The organism is Luteimonas aestuarii (assembly GCF_004357985.1).
GTDB lineage: Bacteria > Pseudomonadota > Gammaproteobacteria > Xanthomonadales > Xanthomonadaceae > Luteimonas > Luteimonas aestuarii.
On record NZ_SMTF01000001.1, the window covers coordinates 491,785 to 509,111 of the forward strand.

Below are 17,327 nucleotides of genomic sequence, written 5' to 3' on the forward strand. Positions count from 1 at the left end.
TCCCATGGGTTTCCTGCAAGGCAAACGCGCCCTGATCACCGGCATCGCCAGCCAGCGCTCCATCGCCAACGGCATTGCCGAAGCCATGCACCGCGAAGGTGCCGAACTGGCCTTCACCTACCAGAACGAAAAGCTGCAATCGCGCGTCGAAGACGTGGCGCAGAAGCTCGGCGGTGGCCCGTCGTTCCCGCTGGACGTCGCCGACGACACGCAGATCGCGGCGCTGTTCGACAACCTCGGCAGGCACTGGAGCGACGGCTTCGACATCCTTGTGCACGCCATCGCATTCGCGCCGCGCGAGGCCATCGCCGGCCAGTTCCTCGATGGGCTGACACGCGAAAACTTCGCCTTGGCACACGACATCTCGGCCTACTCCTTGGCGGCACTGTCCAAGGCGGCGCGGCCAATGATGCAGGGCCGCCAGGGCGCGGTGCTGACCCTGAGCTACCTCGGCGCCGAACGCGCGCTGGAGAACTACAACGTCATGGGCGTGGCCAAGGCCAGCCTGGAAGCGACCGTGCGCTACCTTGCGCTCAACCTCGGCCCGGAAGGCACGCGCGTCAACGCCATCTCCGCCGGCCCGATCAAGACCCTGGCCGCGGCCGGCATCGGCGGCTTCCGCAAGATCCTCGGCCACGTGGAATCGAACGCACCGATCCGCCGCACCGTCACCATCGAGGATGTCGGCAACGTCGCCGCGTTCCTGTGCTCGGACCTGGCGGCCGGCGTGACCGGCGAGATCACCTATGTCGATGGCGGCTACAACATCCTCGGCATGACCGGGCTGCACGACGGGGAATGATGCCGCGCCACGCCTCGGCGCAAGCCTCATGAAAAAGCCCGGCGATGCCGGGCTTTTTCACTTGCGCGAACGAAGCGCCGGCGTCAGAGTCGCGCTTCGACGACGGTGATCTTCATCGCGCGGCGCAGGGCCTTGAGCAGGCTGTCGGCATCCTCGTTGCCCATCAGCGACGACATCTGCTGGCGGAACATCGTGCGCTCCTGCTCGGATGCTTCCGCCGGATCGCCCGGCGCCACACTGTCAACGGTGAACACCAACATGCCGCCATCGGGCAGCGGCGCCTTGCCCGGCACTGGCACGCCGCCCTCGGGGGCGGGCACGCGGAACATCGCCTGTGCCGCGGCCGGATCGGGAATCGGCGCCCCACGCGGCACGCCCGGGATGCTCTGCACTTCCAGCCCGCGTTCGCCAGCCACGGCCTGCAACGATTCGCCCGCGCGGATCCGCGCCAGCATGGCCTCGGCGTCGGCCTCGATGCGCTTGGCGGCGCGGTCGGCGCGGATCGCCGCCACGATCTCGTCACGCGCTTCGTTCGCGCTCAAGGCACGCTCGGGCGTGTGCTGGGAGACGCGGACCAGCACACTGCGCGTGGGCGAGACTTCGATCGGATCGCTGACCGTGCCGTCCTGCACCAGGCTTTCGGAGAACGCGGCACGAACAACCGCCGGGATCGCGGCGATGCCCGTGCCCTCGCCGCGCGCGAACGGGCCGACCGTGCGCACCCGCTGACCGGCCAGCTCCGCGGCAGACTCCAGCGAGGTCGGGTTCTTGTAGACCTCGTCGATGATGCCGCCCACGTACTCGTTGAAGCTGCGCTCGCGGTCGGCCTCGGCCTGCTCGGCCAACAGCTCGTCGCGCACGTCCTCGAACGGCACCTGGCGGCCTTCGCGCACCTCGCGCAGTTGCAGCACGTGCCAGCCGAACGGCGTCTTGACGGGCTCGCTGACCTCGCCTGGTTGCAGTGCGAACAGCGCATCCTCGAACGGCTTCACCATCGTGCCGTCCTGCGCCACCCAGCCAAGGTCGCCGCCGCCGGCCTGCGAGCCGGTGTCGTCGGAGTGCTCACGCGCGAGCGCGGCGAAATCAGCGCCGCCTCGGGCCTGTCCGGCCAGTTCCGCCGCCTTCTGGCGCGCCGCCTGGTCAGCCGCGTCGTCCGCGCCCGCATCCACGCGCACCAGGATGTGCGAGGCCAGGCGCTGCTCGGGATCGACGAAACGCGACTGTTCCTGCGCGTAGCGCTGGCGCAGGCTGGCTTCGTCCGGTGCCGCGGGCGGCGGAACGGCGCTGGCTTCAAGATCGAGGTACTCCAGCGTGACCATCTCCGGCGCGCGGTACTGCGCGGCATTGGCCTGGTGCCACGCCTGGATTTCTTCCGCCGTGACGGCGGCGGTGTCGGCCTCCGGCGGCGGCAGCACCACCAGCGACACGTCGCGGCGCTCACCCAGCAGGCGCAGCATGCGTTCGGTCTCGGTCCCGGTGACGAATGCCGACTCCGCGATGCGGGTCGGGATCAAGCCCTGTTGCAGGCCTTCGCGCACAAGCTCCTGGAAGGAAGCCGGGGTTTGCGGCGGATTCTGCGAACCCAGCGCCAACTGGTAGCGTTCCGGGTCGAATCGGCCATCCACCTGGAACGCCGGGAACTCACGGATCATCTCCGCAACTTCGCGGTCGCCGACCGCGACCCCGGCCTGCCGGGCCGCCAGTCGGATCACCGCCTGGTCGATCAGCCCCTCCAGCACCTCGCGGCGGTTCTGCGCTGTCTCGAACCCGCGCGCATCGAACGCCTCGCCCTCGGCGTCACGGCGCTGCAACCGCGCCTGCTCGAACGCCGTGCGGAAATCCTCGGCACTGACTTCCTCGCTATCCCAGACCATCGAGGCCGGCCACCACGCAGGCGCGGAGCGCCACCACTTCGGCGGTGCCTCCACTTTCGCCGCGTAATTGGCGCTGCTCTGGAACAGGTACTGCTCCATGCCAAAGAAGGCGAACGGCACGGCGAGGATCGCCACGATCACGATCGCGATCCAGCCGGAGGTCTTGTCACGAAGGGCTTGCAGCATGGTTTTGCGCTGTCTGGACGTAGCCGCGCAGTTTAGCGCAAGCGCGACGTTTCGCCTGCCTGCGGCGCGGCAAACCCCGGAAAAACGAAACCCCGCACTTGGCGGGGCTTCGGAACATCTGGCGGAGTGGACGGGACTCGAACCCGCGACCTCCGGCGTGACAGGCCAGCATTCTAACCGACTGAACTACCACTCCGCTGATTTTGAACTCTTGCGAAATACGACTCGCGACTCACCGCGTTGCGCGTGGTGGGTGCTGAGGGTTTCGAACCCCCGACCCTCTCCGTGTAAAGGAGACGCTCTACCGCTGAGCTAAGCACCCAACGAGGGAACTCAGGAGCCGATTAGTTTACCGCATCCTTCAGCGCCTTGCCAGCCTTGAACGCAGGATTGTTGGAAGCGGGGATCTGGATCGCCTCCTTCGTCCGCGGGTTCAGGCCGGTACGGGCCGCGCGGGCCTTGACCGAGAACGAGCCGAAGCCGACCAGGTTCACGGCATCGCCGCGCTTGAGCGCCGAGGTGATGGCATCGATGGTGGCATCGAGCGCACGACCGGCATCGGCCTTGGACAGACCAGCCTTGTCGGCGACCTGGTCGATCAACTCACTCTTGTTCATGGGCATGGATGGACTCCTTGTGCGGACTGTTCCGCCTGGTGGGGCCACATGCGGTGGCGGGGAATCCGCCGTGCACGCGACCGGATGAAAACGGCTCACGCCGCCATTCTACGCGGTGTGCCGGTCGATTTCGACCTGGATCTGCGAATCCGGTCACGCGCGGTCCAGCGCCACGGCACGCATTGTCGTGCAGGCAACGGCCCATTCAGATGGCGTCAATGCTTGACGTCGGGGCGCCGGGATGGCTTCTCGCGCCGACGGGTCACCGGCGCCTCGGGCTTGCCTTCGCGCGGTGCCGCGGGCGGTGCTAGCGGGCGCTCCAGCGCCAGGTCCAGCACCTCGTCGATCCACTTCACCGGCACGATCTTCATGTGCTGGGTGACGTTCTTCGGGATGTCCGCGAGGTCCTTGCGGTTTTCCTCGGGGATGATGACGGTGCGGATGCCGCCGCGCATCGCCGCCAGCAGCTTTTCCTTCAGTCCGCCGATCGCAGTGACCTTGCCGCGCAGGGTGATCTCGCCGGTCATCGCCACGTCGGCCTTGACCGGAATCTTGGTGAACATCGACACCAGCGCGGTCGCCATCGCGATGCCGGCACTCGGGCCGTCCTTCGGCGTGGCACCGTCGGGCACGTGAACGTGCACGTCGTGCTTCTGCAGGAACTCGATGTCGATGCCCAACCGGTCGGCGCGCGCGCGCACCACGGACAGTGCCGCCGATGCGGACTCCTTCATCACGTCGCCCAGCTGGCCGGTGAGGATGGTCTGGCCCTTGCCCGGCACCAGGGTGGATTCGACCTGGAGCAGGTCGCCACCGACTTCCGTCCAGGCCAGGCCGGTGACCAGTCCGATTTCGTTGTCCTGCTCGGCGCGGCCGAAGTCAAAGCGACGCACGCCGAGGTACTTCTCGAGGTTCTTCGAGTTGACGGTGATGGCGCGCGTGGACTTGCCCTTCTTCGCGCCGGCCGTCGCAGGGCCTTGCAGGGCGATTTCCTTGACCACCTTGCGGCAGATCCGCGCGACTTCGCGCTCGAGGTTACGCACGCCGGATTCGCGCGTGTAGTAGCGCACGATGTCCTGGACCGCCTCTTCCGCGATCTTCAGTTCACCGTCGCGCAGGCCGTTGGCCTTCATCTGCTTCGGCACCAAATAGCGCATCGCGATGGCGATCTTCTCGTCCTCGGTGTAGCCCGGGATGCGGATGACCTCCATGCGGTCGAGCAGCGGACCGGGGATGTTCAGCGAATTGGAGGTCGCGACGAACATCACCTCGGAGAGGTCCAGGTCGACTTCGAGGTAATGGTCGTTGAAGGCGTTATTCTGCTCCGGGTCCAGCACCTCGAGCAGGGCGGACGACGGGTCGCCACGGAAGTCCATCGACATCTTGTCGATTTCGTCGAGCACGAACAGCGGGTTCTTCGTCCCGGTCTTGTTGAGGTTCTGCACGATGCGACCCGGCATCGAACCCACGTAGGTCCGGCGATGGCCACGGATCTCGGCCTCGTCGCGCACGCCGCCCAGCGACATGCGCACGAACTTGCGGTTGGTCGCCTTCGCGATCGACTGGCCCAGCGACGTCTTGCCCACGCCCGGCGGACCGACCAGGCACAGGATCGGCCCCTTCATCTGCTTCACCCGAGACTGCACCGCGAGGTACTCGAGGATGCGGTCCTTGACCTTCTCCAGGCCGAAGTGGTCGGCATCCAGCGTGTCCTGCGCGGCCTTGAGGTCCTTGCGCACCTTGCTGCGCTTCTTCCATGGCACGCCCAGCAGCCAGTCGAGGTAATTGCGCACCACCGCGGCCTCGGCCGACATCGGCGACATCTGCTTGAGTTTGTTGTATTCGTTCTTCGCCTTGGCCTCGACTTCCTTCGGCATGCCGGCCTCGGCGATCTTGCGCGCGAGATCCTCCAGGTCGTTCGGCGCGTCGTCCATGTCGCCGAGTTCCTTCTGGATCGCCTTCATCTGCTCGTTGAGGTAGTACTCGCGCTGCGACTTCTCCATCTGCGACTTCACGCGCCCACGGATGCGCTTCTCCATCTGCTGTACATCGATTTCGCCATCGACGAAGCCCACCAGCAGTTCCAGCCGGTCGGCGGTATCCACGGTTTCCAGCAGGCGCTGCTTCTCCGCCAGGCGCACGCCGAGGTGCGCGGAGACGATGTCCGCGAGACGTCCCGGCTCGTCGATGCCCGACAGCGTCTGCAGCAGTTCGGGCGGCAGCTTGCGATTGGTCTTGACGTACTGCTCGAACAGCGAGACCAGTGAACGCGCGATCGCCTCGACCTCGCGCGGATCGCGCGAATCGACCGGATCCACCACGGTGCCACGACCCGCCAGCGTGCCGTCGGCCTCCTGTACGTTGGACACTTCCACCCGTGCCACCCCTTCCACAAGCACCTTGATGGTCCCGTCGGGAAGCTTCAGCAGTTGCAGCACCTGCGCCAGCGTGCCGAGGGTATACAGGTCGTCCGCCGAGGGATCGTCGGTCTCGGCAGACTTCTGCGCCACCAGCAGGATGCGCTTGTCGCCTTCCATCGCCAGGTCCAGCGCACGGATCGACTTGTCGCGACCGACGAACAGCGGAATCACCATGTGCGGGAACACCACCACGTCACGCAGCGGCAGCACGGGCAATTCCATCGTTTCGCGGGGGGTGGTATCGGTCATTTCGGCTTCCGGGCAAGGCAGTCACGCGACATCGCGTCGCCTCCGTTATGGGGCTATCGCGACAAGGATGCAAGCGCGCCGGCGTCGCCCGACCACGCGGCGCTCACACCGGCTCGAAGGAACGAAGGGGACAGATGAACGCCGCCCTGCGCGGAACGGCGTGTTCCGCCAGTGCAGCCGCAAGGGGGCTGCCCTGCCGGATCGTTCGGCCAGCGTTTACTCGGCCGAAGCGACCTTCTGCGTGGCCGCAGGCGTCTCGTAGATCAGGTAGGGATCGGACTTGTGCTCGATCACCGACTCGTCCACCACCACCTTGCTCACGTTCTCGAGCGATGGCAGGTCGTACATGGTGTCGAGCAGCACCGACTCGACGATGGTGCGCAGGCCGCGCGCACCGGTCTTGCGCTTGATCGCCTTCTTGGCGATGGCGCTCAGCGCATCCTGGCGGAACTCCAGCTCCACGCCTTCCATTTCGAACAGCTTCTTGAACTGCTTGCTGATCGCGTTCTTCGGCTCGGTGAGGATCTTGACCAGCGCCGCCTCGTCCAGTTCCTCCAGCGTCGCGACCACCGGCAGGCGACCGACGAACTCCGGGATCAGGCCGAACTTGATCAGGTCTTCCGGCTCCACGTCGGCCAGCACCTTGCCGGTCTCGGTCTTGCGCTCGGAACTCTTGAGCTTGGCACCGAAGCCGATGCCGCTGGCATCGGTGCTGCGCTGCTGGATGATCTTGTCCAGCCCGGCGAACGCACCGCCGACGATGAAAAGGATGTTCTTGGTGTCGACCTGCAGGAACTCCTGCTGCGGATGCTTGCGCCCGCCCTGCGGCGGCACGCTGGCCACGGTGCCCTCGATCAGCTTCAGCAGCGCCTGCTGCACGCCTTCGCCGGACACGTCGCGGGTGATCGACGGGTTCTCGGACTTGCGCGAGATCTTGTCGATCTCGTCGATGTAGACGATGCCCTGCTGCGCCTTCTCGACGTCGTAGTCGCACTTCTGCAGCAGCTTCTGGATGATGTTTTCGACGTCCTCGCCCACGTAACCGGCTTCGGTCAGCGTGGTGGCATCGGCAATCGTGAACGGCACGTTGAGCAGTCGCGCCAGGGTCTCGGCCAGCAGGGTCTTGCCCGAACCGGTCGGGCCGACCAGCAGGATGTTGGACTTGGCCAGCTCGACGTCGTCGTTCTTCTGCCGGCTCTCGATGCGCTTGTAGTGGTTGTAGACCGCCACCGCCAGCGTGCGCTTGGCACGCAACTGGCCGATCACGTACTGGTCCAAGACCTCGAGGATTTCCTTGGGCTTGGGCAGCGAGCTGCGCGCCGACTGCGCCTTCTCCTCGAGTTCCTCGCGGATGATGTCGTTGCACAGTTCGACGCATTCATCGCAGATGAACACGCTGGGGCCGGCGATCAGCTTCCTGACCTCGTGCTGGCTCTTTCCGCAGAACGAGCAGTACAGGATCTTGTTGCTGTCGCCGCTGCGGCCCTGACGATCTTCGCTCATGCTGTGTTCTGGTCTGCTGCTGCGTTCACGGTTCGAGAATAGCACAGGGCCCGGCAGCGCAAACGGCGCGCTGCACGACCATAGTTTCCCTGTGGAATCAATCGGTTAGGCCGGCTGGATGGACTCGTCCGGGCGGCGCTCCAGGACCTGGTCGACCAGTCCGTACTCACGAGCGGCCTCGGCACTCTTGAAGTTGTCGCGCTCGGTGTCGCTGGCGATGGTTTCGATGGACTGGCCGGTGTGGCGGGCGAGGATCTCGTTGAGGCGCTGCTTCATCGACAGGATTTCACGCGCATGGATGTCGATGTCGGTCGCCTGGCCCTGGAAGCCACCCAGCGGCTGGTGGATCATCACCCGCGAGTTCGGCAGCGCATAGCGCTTGCCGGCCGCGCCCGCCGCCAGCAGCAGCGCGCCCATGCTGGCCGCCTGGCCGACGCAGATGGTGCTCACGTCCGGCTTGATGAACTGCATGGTGTCGTAGATCGCCATGCCGGCGGTGACGATGCCGCCCGGCGAGTTCACGTACAGGTTGATGTCCTTTTCGGGGTTCTCGGCCTCGAGGAACAGCAACTGGGCAACGATCACGTTGGCCATGTAGTCGTCGATCGGACCGACCAGGAAGATCACGCGCTCCTTCAGCAGGCGCGAGTAGATGTCATAGGCGCGCTCGCCGCGACTGGTCTGTTCGACCACCATCGGGACGAGGTTGAGGGCCTTGGGGGTGGTATCGATCATGGTCGCTTCCCGGTGCTTGCAGCTGCGTAGGGCGGGCCTTGGCCCGCCATTGGATTACATGTCGGCCGAACGGCGGGTCGAAACCCGCCCTACGGCGCGATCGCTTCCTGGAACGTCAACTGCTTCTCCTCGTGCTGGGCGCGCTCGGCGATCCAGTCGATCACCTGTTCCTCCATCACGCGGTTCTGCAGTCCCGACATCAGCTGGGGGTCGTTGCGGTACAAGTCAATGACCTGCTGGGGTTCCTCGTAGGTCGAGGCGATCAGGCGCAGGTGTTCGTTCACGCGCTTGGGATCGAGCACCAGCGCGTTGCGACGCGCCACCTCGCCCACCAGCAGGCCGACCAGCACGCGTTTGCGCGCCGGCTCGATGAACGACTGGTGCGCATCCGCCGGCACCTGGCCGGGGTCGCGGCCGTTGCGGCGCAGCTGGTCGAGCTGTTGCTGCAGCATCGCGCGCGCTTCGGCCTCCACCACCTTGGGCGGCATCTCCACCTGGGCGAAGGTGGCGATGAGCTGCTCGCCCACTTCGCGGCGCAGGCGGTTCATCAGCGCGCCCTTTAGCTCGCGCTCCAGGTTGGTGCGGATGTCGGCGCGGAACTGGTCCATCTCGCCACTCTTCACGCCAAAGCTGCGGATGAACGCGGCATCGGCTTCCGGCAGGTGCTGTTCGGACACCTGCTCCACCTGCAGGTGGACCTGCGCGGTCTTGCCGGCCAGGCGCTGCACCCGCCAGTCGGCGGGGAACGCCACTTCGAGCGATTTCTGCTCGCCTTTCGACATTCCAACCAACGCATTCTCAAGGTCGGCGTACATCGCGCCGGAGCCGATGACGGTGGTGCCGCCCTCGGCGCCCTCGGCAGGCAGTCGCTCGCCGTCCACTTCAGACCAAGTCTGCACATCCACCGCATCGCCGGACTGCGCCGGGCGCGTGACCGCGCTCCAGCTGCGACGCTGCATGCGCAGGTTCTCGATCATGCGGTCGATGTCTTCCTCGGTCACCTCGGCGGTATGGCGCACCACGTTGAGTCCAGAGACGTCGATATCGCCGAAGTCCGGCACCACCTCGAAAGTGGCCACGTACGCCAGCTCATCGCCTACGGCTTCGCCAGGCTCGATCTTCGGCTGGCCGGCCAGGCGCAGCTCGTTCTCGCGCACGGCTTCGTTGAAACGATCACGCAGCAGGCCGTCCAGTACTTCGGCGCGCACCTGCTCGCCATAGCGCTGCTCGATGACCTTCGTCGGCACCTTGCCGGGACGGAAGCCCTTGATCCGCGCGGTACGCGCGATCTCGCGCAGGCGTCCGCCGACCTGGCTCTCGATGCCCTCCGACGGCAGGCGGAAGGTGATGCGGCGCTCAAGGTTGCCGACGGATTCGACCGAAACTTGCATATTCACTCCTGCCACCGCGGCATGGTGCCGGCGGCTTGGCTCTACTGGGCGCATCCTGTGGATGCCGTGCGGTCCGGAGCGGCATCGGGTTCGACCCGACCGCACCGGCGGAACGGAATATTTTGGCGGATTCCGGGGTTCGCCGCCAGCCATTCGCGCCAGACGGACCTTGTGCCGGCGCCCCCGCCTCCCGGCATCAGGGCCACGATGCCGGGCCCACGGCGCGTTGACACCCCCCTCGCACGCCCGGACAATGGGCGGTTCCCCGCGGCAAGACGCCAACGGGCCAGCAATATCCGGATCCACCGGGGTATAGCGCAGTCTGGTAGCGCGCCTGCTTTGGGAGCAGGATGTCGGGGGTTCGAATCCCTCTACCCCGACCATCCGGACCTGCCGGGGCCGCTATCATGCGCATACGCGCCCGTAGCTCAACCGGATAGAGCACCGGCCTTCTAAGCCGGTGGTTGCAGGTTCGAGTCCTGCCGGGCGCGCCAGGCAGGATTCATCGAGAGTCGGTGTGGCGATGTCCGCGTTCCCGGTGCGCGACATCGACGAGTCGATTCGACCATGTTCGAAACGGTTGCCGGAAGCCACGGACCCCGTCGCTCCGGTATCCTACGCAGGTTCCATGTGGTGGCTGTAGCTCAGTTGGTTAGAGTCCTGGATTGTGATTCCAGATGTCGGGGGTTCGAGTCCCCTCAGCCACCCCACCCTATTTCCCCGCAGTCATGGGTAAGCCATTGCCAGCGGCAGCGGGTCTGTTACAATCTTCGCCCGATTTTCGGGGCCGTTAGCTCAGTTGGTAGAGCAGTTGACTCTTAATCAATAGGTCCAAGGTTCGAATCCTTGACGGCCCACCATTTCACGAAGACCCGGCCATGCGCCGGGTTTTTCGTTTGCGCCGCCCCGGATCGCCGGATTCGAACCTCCGGTTCGCCCGCTGCGCGAGGCTGCCCGCGCGAAGTAAGATGCGCGGCGCGAGATCGGGCGAAAGTGGCGGAATTGGTAGACGCACTGGATTTAGGTTCCAGCGGGTAACCCCCGTGAGGGTTCGAGTCCCTCCTTTCGCACCACCCCGGGTTCCACCTCGGGCCGCCGGGTAAATGAACAAGCGGACGGAGCCGCGCCCTCGACGAATCGACGCAAAGGGCCCGCGACGCGGTGATGGTCGAGCCCGTCCCGAGGGAGCCGCCGCAAATCGCGCATCCCGGAGCGCCACGCTATTTGATGGCCCCCGAATCAGGCTGCATGGCGGAGGAAAAGCCTTGGCAGCCCCACCCCCCTCATCCGCCGGACGGGCACCTCCTCCAGACGGAAACCGGAACGCACGAGGCCGGGATTTACCTGCGCCGTGTATCCTCCCCCCCATCGTTCACTTCTCCCTGGAGTTCTCCATGCGCAGCGGCAATCCGGCCCTGAAGGAATCCACCTTCCTCGACCTCGGCAGCGGCACCGTGGTGTCGCGCGCCGACGGTGCGATGACCCTCAACGGCACCGTCAACAAGACCGGCATCCTGCTGCTGTTGACGGTGATGACGGCGGCCTTCGCCTGGAACGCGAGCTTCGTCAACGGCGAGCCGACCGCGATGGCCCCGATCTACATGTGGGGCGGCCTGATCGGCGGCTTCATCCTGGCGATGGTCACCGTGTTCAAGAAGACCTGGGCACCGGTGACCGCGCCAATGTATGCGCTGGTCGAGGGGTTCTTCCTCGGCGCGATCTCGGCGATGTTCAACCACATGTACGACGGCATCGTGATGCAGGCGGTGCTGCTGACCTTCGGCACGCTGTTCGCGCTGCTGTTCGCCTACCGCAGCGGCCTGATCAAGGCCACCGAGAACTTCAAGCTGGGCGTGGTGGCGGCCACCGGTGGCATCATGCTGGTGTACCTGGCCTCGATCGTGCTGAACATGTTCGGCAGCGGGATCCCGCTGATCCACGAGAGCGGCATCGTCGGCATCGGCTTCAGCCTGTTCGTGGTGGTGATCGCGGCGCTGAACCTCGTGCTGGATTTCGACTTCATCGAAACGGGCGTTGAACAGGGCGCGCCGAAGTACATGGAGTGGTACGGGGCCTTCGGCCTGATGGTCACCTTGGTGTGGCTGTACATCGAGTTCCTGCGCCTGCTGTCGAAGCTGCAGTCGCGCAACTGACGCACATGTCCGCATCACCAAGAAGGGCGCCGAGGGCGCCCTTTTTCATGGTTTTCCCCTGATCGAACGATAGACACTCGCGGCGGCGCAGGTAGGATGCCGCCGCAAGTCGCGGCCCCGCCAGGCCCCCTGATATCCCGGACTGCGGGAGCTCATGCCTGCGTGGGGGCTCCCTTGCTGTCCGCGACAGGCATGCCAGCACGTGAAGGCCAGGCGATGAACACGATGGCCACCATGGCCAGCAGCCAGCAGTACCAGACCTTGCCTGCAAGGGCGAGCGGCGACACCGAAGCCAGCGATGCCGCCAGCAGCAGCTGCGCGCCGTAGGGCAGCACGCCCTGCGGCACGCAAGCAAAGATGTCGACCAGGCTGGCGGCACGCCGGGGCGGGATGCCATGCCGGGTCGCGATGTCCTTCGCCACGCTGCCGCCCACGAGGATCGCCACGGTGTTGTTGGCGGTGAACACATCCGAGGTGGCCGCGAGCGCGGCGATGCTTGCTTCGCCGGTGCGGCGTCCGCGATGCCCCCACCCGATGCGCGCAATGGCCGCCGCCAGCCAGTCCAGTCCGCCGGACGCCTTCATCAGGGCGCCCAGCCCGCCGATCAGCAGCGACAGCAGGAGGATTTCCACCATGCCCTCGAAGCCGGTCCAGATGTCGCCCGCGTACTGCACCAGGTCGTAGTCGGCCACGAACAGCAGGCCGAACGTGCCCGACAGCAGCAGGCCGATGCCCAGCACCAGCAGCACGTCGAGACCCGCCACCGCCAGTACCAGCACCAGGACGTAAGGCAGGGCCAGCCAGGGCGACGCGACGTGGTCGACTTCCACCGGGGCAGAGTCGCCGGCGATACCCAGCAAGACCATGGTGGCCAGCGCGGCGGGCACGGCGATGCTGACGTTTTCGCGGAACTTGTCGCGCATCTGCGCACCCTGCGTACGCGTGGCCGCGATGGTGGTGTCGGAGATCACCGACAGGTTGTCGCCGAACATCGCGCCGCCGATCACCGCCCCGACCACCAGCGCGCGATCCAGCCCGGAGGCATCCGCGACCCCCAGGGCAATCGGCACCACGGCGGCGATCGTGCCCATCGAGGTGCCGATCGAAAGCGCCACCAGGCCCGCGATCAGGAACAGCCCGGGCAGCAGCAACGCCGGATGCAGCGCGCCGATGCCCAGCCCGACGATGGCATCCACCGCACCGGCCGCCTTCGATACATAAGCGAACGCGCCGGCCAGCAGGAAGATCAGGCACATCAGCACGATATTGGGATCGCCCATGCCGCGCAGCAGCACCTCGACGGGTTTCAGGCCGCGGGCGTGTGCGATCCACGCCGCCAGCGCGAGGGCGGGCAGGATCGCGACTGGCGCGCGCAGCTGGTAGAACCCCATCGGCTCGCCGAGGGCGGTGAAGTACAGCCCGGCGCCGAAGAACAGCGCAAGGAACAGCAGCAGCGGCGTGAGGGCGATCGCACTGGGGCGGGCGCCGGCAGGCTGGGTCATCGGGAAGCCATCGCGTGGGGTCGCCGGATTCTGCGGCGTGGATGCGCTGCCGTCATCCCGCCTGGCGGAATGCCGCGGATACAAAAACGGGACGCCGAAGCGTCCCGTCCGCATGCGTCAGGGCGCAGGCCGGGTCAGACGCGACTGGCGATCGCCTTGGCGAACGACAGGGTATTCCCGCTGCCGCCGAGGTCCGGCGTGAGGTTGTCCCTGGCCTGCAGCGTATCGACGATGGCCTTGCGCAGGCGCGTGGCATCGTCGGGCTTGCCGAGGTGGTCCAGCATCTGCGCAGCCGCCAGCAGCAGCGCGCAGGGGTTGGCCTTGCCTTGGCCGGCGATGTCCGGGGCCGTGCCGTGCACCGCCTCGAAGATCGCCGCGTCCTTGCCGATGTTGGCGCCCGGCGCGAGGCCAAGGCCGCCGACCAGGCCCGCGCAAAGGTCGGAGATGATGTCGCCGAACAGGTTGGTGGTGACGATCACGTCGAACTGCTCGGGACGCATCACCAGCTGCATGCAGGCGTTGTCCACGATCATTTCGTTGGCTTCGATCTCCGGATATTCCGCGGCCACCTCGCGCGCGACCTTGAGGAACAGGCCCGACGTGCTCTTGAGGATGTTGGCCTTGTGCACGATGGTGACCTTCTTGCGACCGGTCGAACGCGCCAGCTCGAACGCGTAGCGCACGATGCGTTCGGAGCCCTTGCGGGTGATGCGGGTGATCGAGACCGCGGTACCGCCGTCCTCCGACACTTCCTGGCCTTCGCTGATGTACGAGCCCTCGGTGTTCTCGCGGATGGTGATCAGGTCGATGCCGCTGTCGAAGCGCGACTTGGTGTTGGGGAACGAGATCGCCGGACGCACGTTGGCGTACAGGTCGAACTGGCGGCGCAGCTCGACGTTGATCGAGCTGAAGCCCCCGCCCACCGGCGTGGCCAGCGGGCTCTTGAGCGCCACGGCATTGCGACGGATCGATGCCATCGTCGTCGCGGGCAGCAGTTCACCGTGCTTTTCCAGTGCGACCAGGCCGGCATCGGCATCTTCGTACTGCAGGCCGAGCTGCATCGCATCGAGCACGTGCAGGGTGGCATCCATGATTTCGGGGCCGATACCGTCGCCGCGGATGATGGTGATCGTCTGGGTCATTGCGTGGGGGTTCCGTACGGTCGAACGCCGAAAAACACGGCGAAATGGGCAAAAAACATCCGCCCATTATGCCGGACCGGCCGCCGGTACCCCAAATCGACGATGGTCTGAGGCGCGCTTGGCCTGCCCGCAGCCGCCACGACGGCATGTGCATCGGATCAGTCGTGTGCGTGCGCGCCAGGCGCGTCGGCGTCGCCCTGCTCCAGCTGGTCGAGGAAGTCCACCGCGCGCCGCAGGTGCGGGATGACGATGCTGCCGCCGACCACCAGCCCCACCGAGAAAGCCTCGAACATCTCGTCGCGGCTCACGCCCGCCTCGCGGCACTGTGCCACGTGGTAGCTGATGCAGTCGTCGCAGCGCAGCACCAGCGACGCGACCAGCCCGAGGAGCTCCTTGGTCTTCACATCCAGCGCGCCGGCCTGGTAGGTCTGCGTGTCCAGCGCGAAGAAGCGCCGCACCACCTGGTTGGGTTCGGCAAGGATGCGGTCGTTCATGCGCTTGCGGAAGGCGGTGAATGCCGCGATGCGGTCCGACTCGCCGCCAGAGGCATCACCACTCACGGGGAAGCCCCTGCGTCGCCAAGCAGCGCATCGAACTTGCCGGCCCGGTTCAGGGCGACCATGTCGTCATACCCGCCCACGTGCACGTCGCCGACGAAGATCTGCGGCACGCTGGTGCGCCGGGCCAGCGCCAGCATGCGCTCGCGTGCCTTGGGGTCCAGGTCCACGCGCACCTCCTCCCAGTCGAGACCCTTGCTCTTCAGGAAGTTCTTGGCGGCCATGCAATAGCCGCACACCGCACTGGTGTACAGCGTGATGGGCGGCTGCGCCGCGCTGCCGGGGGAGTCGATGCCTGCTGTCACGCGCGCTCCGGAACCTTGTCGTCGTGTCGGAGGTCCAAGTGTGGTGCGCACCGCCGGTCATTTCCAGTCCGACGCCAAAACGCAGCGTTGCCTGCCGGGCCACACCGGTCCGGTTAACACAGAGTTCACGCCTTCACGGGCGCGAGACTGCATCCTCCCGACATCGTTTCCCCGACCTCCAGCTCCTGATGCGCCCACTCCGCCCGCTGCGCCTGTCCCTGTCCATCGCCCTGCTCACCCTGCTGGGCGGCATGGGCGCGACCGCGCAGGAAAGCCGCCTGCCCGACATCGGCTCGTCCGCCGGGACCCTGATCGGCCCGGTGCAGCAGGAGGAGTACGGACGGATGCTGCTGGCGCAGTTGCGCCACTACAACTACGTACTGGAAGACCCGCTGATCGACGGCTGGCTGCAGTCGGCCGGCAACCGGCTGGGTGCGGTCAGCGACCAGCCGCGCCAGCGCTACACGTTCTTCATGATGCGCGACCGCAGCATCAACGCCTTCGCCACCCTGGGCGGCTACATCGGCATGAACGCCGGGCTGGTGCTGACGGCAGGCAGCGAGGACGAGGTGGCCGCCGTACTGGCGCACGAGATCGCGCACGTCACCCAGCAGCACGTACTGCGCGGCGTGGAGCGTGCGCAGCGCGACCAGATCCCGATCCTGCTGGGCATGCTGGGCGCGATCGCGGTGGCGCAGTCGGCAGGCGGCAGCTCCGCCGGCGATGCCTCCATGGCGGCGATGGCCGCGGCGCAGGGCCTCGCGATCCAGCGCCAGATCGACTACACCCGCGCCAACGAATCCGAGGCCGATCGCCTCGGCATCCGCACCCTCGCCCGCAGCGGCTACGAGCCGATGGCGATGGCGACGATGTTCGAGCGCATGCAGGCCGCCTCGCGTACCAACCAGGGCGGCGAGCGCGAACGCGCGCCCGATTACCTGCGCACCCATCCGGTCACCACCACCCGGGTCGGCGAGGCGCGCCAGCGTGCCGAGCAGATGGCCGGCAACGCCAATGTCGCGACGTCGGTCACGTGGGGGCAGGCGCCGCCGCGCGCACCCGCCGAAGGCGCCGCCGATCCACTGGGCACCGCCAGCGACAACGCACCGCCGGCCTCCGACCTGCTGCTCTCCGGCAATCCGCTGCTGCCGTCGTCGTTGCGACTGCCCGAAGCGGGCGGCAACGGTCCGGACCCGGTGCAGTTCGGCTGGGCCAAGGAACGCCTGCGGGTGCTGAGCGCCAATACCCCGGCCGAAGCCATCCGCGAATACGAGCAGATGCAGCGCGCTGGCCAGCTGACCGATGCACAGCGCTACGGCCTGGCCGTCGCGCGCCTGCAGGATGGCCGTGGCGCGGCCTCGGCTGCGACGGAGTTCGCTGAACTGCTGCAGTCGCACCCCGGCGACCTGTGGCTGTCGCTGGGCCTGGCCGAGGCCGAGGAGCGCGCCGGCCGTCCGGCGCAGGCAGACCGCCACCTCGACAGCCTGCTCGAGCGCATGCCGCACAACCCGGCCGTGGCCCTGACCTACGCGCGTGTCCTCGTGGAGCGTGACACCCCGGAATCGGGCCGACGTGCCCAGGCCGTGCTGCGCCCGCTGATGCGGTCGTCGGCGGAGGATCCGATGTTCCAGCGCACCTTCGCCCGCGCCAGCGAAATCGCCGGAGATCCGGTCCGCGCCGGCGAGGCCTGGGCCGAAGCTGCCTTCCTCAGCGGCCGCGAGGAACAGGCCCTGGTGCAGCTCAACACACTCAAGAAGCGCGACGACCTGGACTACTACGCCCGCGCCCGCATCGACGCGCGCATCGCGACCATCACCCCCGTGGTGCTGGAACTGCGTCGCCAGGGCATCCGCGACGAGGACCTGCGCCGGCGTTAGGCCCGTCATCGTTC

13 protein-coding genes and 7 tRNA genes are annotated in these 17,327 nt (G+C 66.8%); 8 read left to right on the plus strand and 12 right to left on the minus strand.

Annotation, left to right across the window (positions count from 1 at the left end):
* The first annotated feature begins 4 nt into the window (after positions 1-4).
* Positions 5-802, plus strand: a complete 798-nt coding sequence (locus E2F46_RS02335; RefSeq protein WP_133320540.1) for an enoyl-ACP reductase FabI — start codon at positions 5-7, stop codon at positions 800-802.
* An 83-nt stretch (positions 803-885) separates the two neighbouring features.
* Here E2F46_RS02335 and E2F46_RS02340 read toward each other — a convergent pair whose 3' ends face one another.
* The 8 genes from E2F46_RS02340 to tig all read right to left on the minus strand — a co-directional run bounded on the left by E2F46_RS02340 (position 886) and on the right by tig (position 9,777).
* Complete coding sequence (locus E2F46_RS02340) at positions 886-2,862, minus strand: peptidyl-prolyl cis-trans isomerase (RefSeq protein ID WP_133320541.1); 1,977 nt, start codon at positions 2,860-2,862, stop codon at positions 886-888.
* Between the two features lie 119 nt (positions 2,863-2,981).
* A tRNA-Asp gene (locus tag E2F46_RS02345) sits at positions 2,982-3,058 on the minus strand.
* Positions 3,059-3,109: 51 nt separating this feature from the next.
* Positions 3,110-3,184 (minus strand) — tRNA-Val (locus E2F46_RS02350).
* Positions 3,185-3,206: 22 nt separating this feature from the next.
* Positions 3,207-3,479: an HU family DNA-binding protein gene (locus E2F46_RS02355; protein WP_133320604.1), complete on the minus strand. Its 273-nt coding sequence runs from the start codon at positions 3,477-3,479 to the stop codon at positions 3,207-3,209.
* A gap of 215 nt (positions 3,480-3,694) precedes the next feature.
* Complete coding sequence (gene lon / locus E2F46_RS02360; protein WP_133320542.1) at positions 3,695-6,148, minus strand: endopeptidase La; 2,454 nt, start codon at positions 6,146-6,148, stop codon at positions 3,695-3,697.
* 216 nt (positions 6,149-6,364) lie between these two features.
* A complete protein-coding gene (gene clpX, locus E2F46_RS02365; RefSeq protein WP_133320543.1) occupies positions 6,365-7,651 on the minus strand; it encodes an ATP-dependent Clp protease ATP-binding subunit ClpX in 1,287 nt (428 codons plus the stop codon).
* Between the two features lie 105 nt (positions 7,652-7,756).
* The gene (gene clpP / locus E2F46_RS02370; protein ID WP_133320544.1) at positions 7,757-8,386 is read right to left on the minus strand and encodes an ATP-dependent Clp endopeptidase proteolytic subunit ClpP; all 630 of its coding nucleotides are present in this window, start codon (positions 8,384-8,386) and stop codon (positions 7,757-7,759) included.
* Between the two features lie 89 nt (positions 8,387-8,475).
* Positions 8,476-9,777, minus strand: coding sequence for a trigger factor (gene tig, locus E2F46_RS02375; protein ID WP_165967325.1), 1,302 nt, complete (start codon positions 9,775-9,777; stop codon positions 8,476-8,478).
* 306 nt (positions 9,778-10,083) lie between these two features.
* Here tig and E2F46_RS02380 point away from each other — a divergent pair.
* The 6 genes from E2F46_RS02380 to E2F46_RS02405 all read left to right on the plus strand — a co-directional run bounded on the left by E2F46_RS02380 (position 10,084) and on the right by E2F46_RS02405 (position 11,930).
* Positions 10,084-10,160: transfer RNA gene (locus tag E2F46_RS02380), tRNA-Pro, on the plus strand.
* 34 nt (positions 10,161-10,194) lie between these two features.
* Positions 10,195-10,271: transfer RNA gene (locus tag E2F46_RS02385), tRNA-Arg, on the plus strand.
* Positions 10,272-10,410: 139 nt separating this feature from the next.
* A tRNA-His gene (locus E2F46_RS02390) sits at positions 10,411-10,487 on the plus strand.
* A gap of 74 nt (positions 10,488-10,561) precedes the next feature.
* Positions 10,562-10,637: transfer RNA gene (locus E2F46_RS02395), tRNA-Lys, on the plus strand.
* 127 nt (positions 10,638-10,764) lie between these two features.
* Positions 10,765-10,850: transfer RNA gene (locus E2F46_RS02400), tRNA-Leu, on the plus strand.
* A 321-nt stretch (positions 10,851-11,171) separates the two neighbouring features.
* On the plus strand, positions 11,172-11,930 hold the full coding sequence (locus E2F46_RS02405) for a Bax inhibitor-1/YccA family protein (protein ID WP_133320546.1): 759 nt from the start codon (positions 11,172-11,174) through the stop codon (positions 11,928-11,930).
* 152 nt (positions 11,931-12,082) lie between these two features.
* On the opposite strand, the gene E2F46_RS02410 is transcribed toward E2F46_RS02405, so the two are convergent.
* The 4 genes from E2F46_RS02410 to grxC form a co-directional block, all read right to left on the minus strand.
* Positions 12,083-13,432: a Na+/H+ antiporter NhaC family protein gene (locus tag E2F46_RS02410; RefSeq protein ID WP_133320547.1), complete on the minus strand. Its 1,350-nt coding sequence runs from the start codon at positions 13,430-13,432 to the stop codon at positions 12,083-12,085.
* Positions 13,433-13,566: 134 nt separating this feature from the next.
* Positions 13,567-14,574: an isocitrate dehydrogenase gene (locus E2F46_RS02415; protein WP_133320548.1), complete on the minus strand. Its 1,008-nt coding sequence runs from the start codon at positions 14,572-14,574 to the stop codon at positions 13,567-13,569.
* Between the two features lie 158 nt (positions 14,575-14,732).
* Entirely contained in the window at positions 14,733-15,068 is a 336-nt protein-coding gene (locus tag E2F46_RS02420; RefSeq protein WP_425599791.1) for a carboxymuconolactone decarboxylase family protein, read from the minus strand.
* A 62-nt stretch (positions 15,069-15,130) separates the two neighbouring features.
* A complete protein-coding gene (grxC, locus tag E2F46_RS02425; RefSeq protein ID WP_243720270.1) occupies positions 15,131-15,436 on the minus strand; it encodes a glutaredoxin 3 in 306 nt (101 codons plus the stop codon).
* Positions 15,437-15,642: 206 nt separating this feature from the next.
* Between grxC and E2F46_RS02430 the strand changes: the two genes are divergently transcribed.
* A complete protein-coding gene (locus tag E2F46_RS02430) occupies positions 15,643-17,313 on the plus strand; it encodes a M48 family metalloprotease (RefSeq protein WP_486624437.1) in 1,671 nt (556 codons plus the stop codon).
* Positions 17,314-17,327 lie beyond the last annotated feature (14 nt).

Coding starts and splice junctions, on each gene's coding strand:
- E2F46_RS02335 (WP_133320540.1), top strand. CDS start 5: ATGGGTTTCCTGCAAGGCAAACGCGCCCTGATCACCGGCATCGCCAGC.
- E2F46_RS02340 (WP_133320541.1), bottom strand. CDS start 2,862: ATGCTGCAAGCCCTTCGTGACAAGACCTCCGGCTGGATCGCGATCGTG.
- E2F46_RS02355 (WP_133320604.1), bottom strand. CDS start 3,479: ATGAACAAGAGTGAGTTGATCGACCAGGTCGCCGACAAGGCTGGTCTG.
- lon (WP_133320542.1), bottom strand. CDS start 6,148: ATGACCGATACCACCCCCCGCGAAACGATGGAATTGCCCGTGCTGCCG.
- clpX (WP_133320543.1), bottom strand. CDS start 7,651: ATGAGCGAAGATCGTCAGGGCCGCAGCGGCGACAGCAACAAGATCCTG.
- clpP (WP_133320544.1), bottom strand. CDS start 8,386: ATGATCGATACCACCCCCAAGGCCCTCAACCTCGTCCCGATGGTGGTC.
- tig (WP_165967325.1), bottom strand. CDS start 9,777: ATGCAAGTTTCGGTCGAATCCGTCGGCAACCTTGAGCGCCGCATCACC.
- E2F46_RS02405 (WP_133320546.1), top strand. CDS start 11,172: ATGCGCAGCGGCAATCCGGCCCTGAAGGAATCCACCTTCCTCGACCTC.
- E2F46_RS02410 (WP_133320547.1), bottom strand. CDS start 13,432: ATGACCCAGCCTGCCGGCGCCCGCCCCAGTGCGATCGCCCTCACGCCG.
- E2F46_RS02415 (WP_133320548.1), bottom strand. CDS start 14,574: ATGACCCAGACGATCACCATCATCCGCGGCGACGGTATCGGCCCCGAA.
- E2F46_RS02420 (WP_425599791.1), bottom strand. CDS start 15,068: ATGAACGACCGCATCCTTGCCGAACCCAACCAGGTGGTGCGGCGCTTC.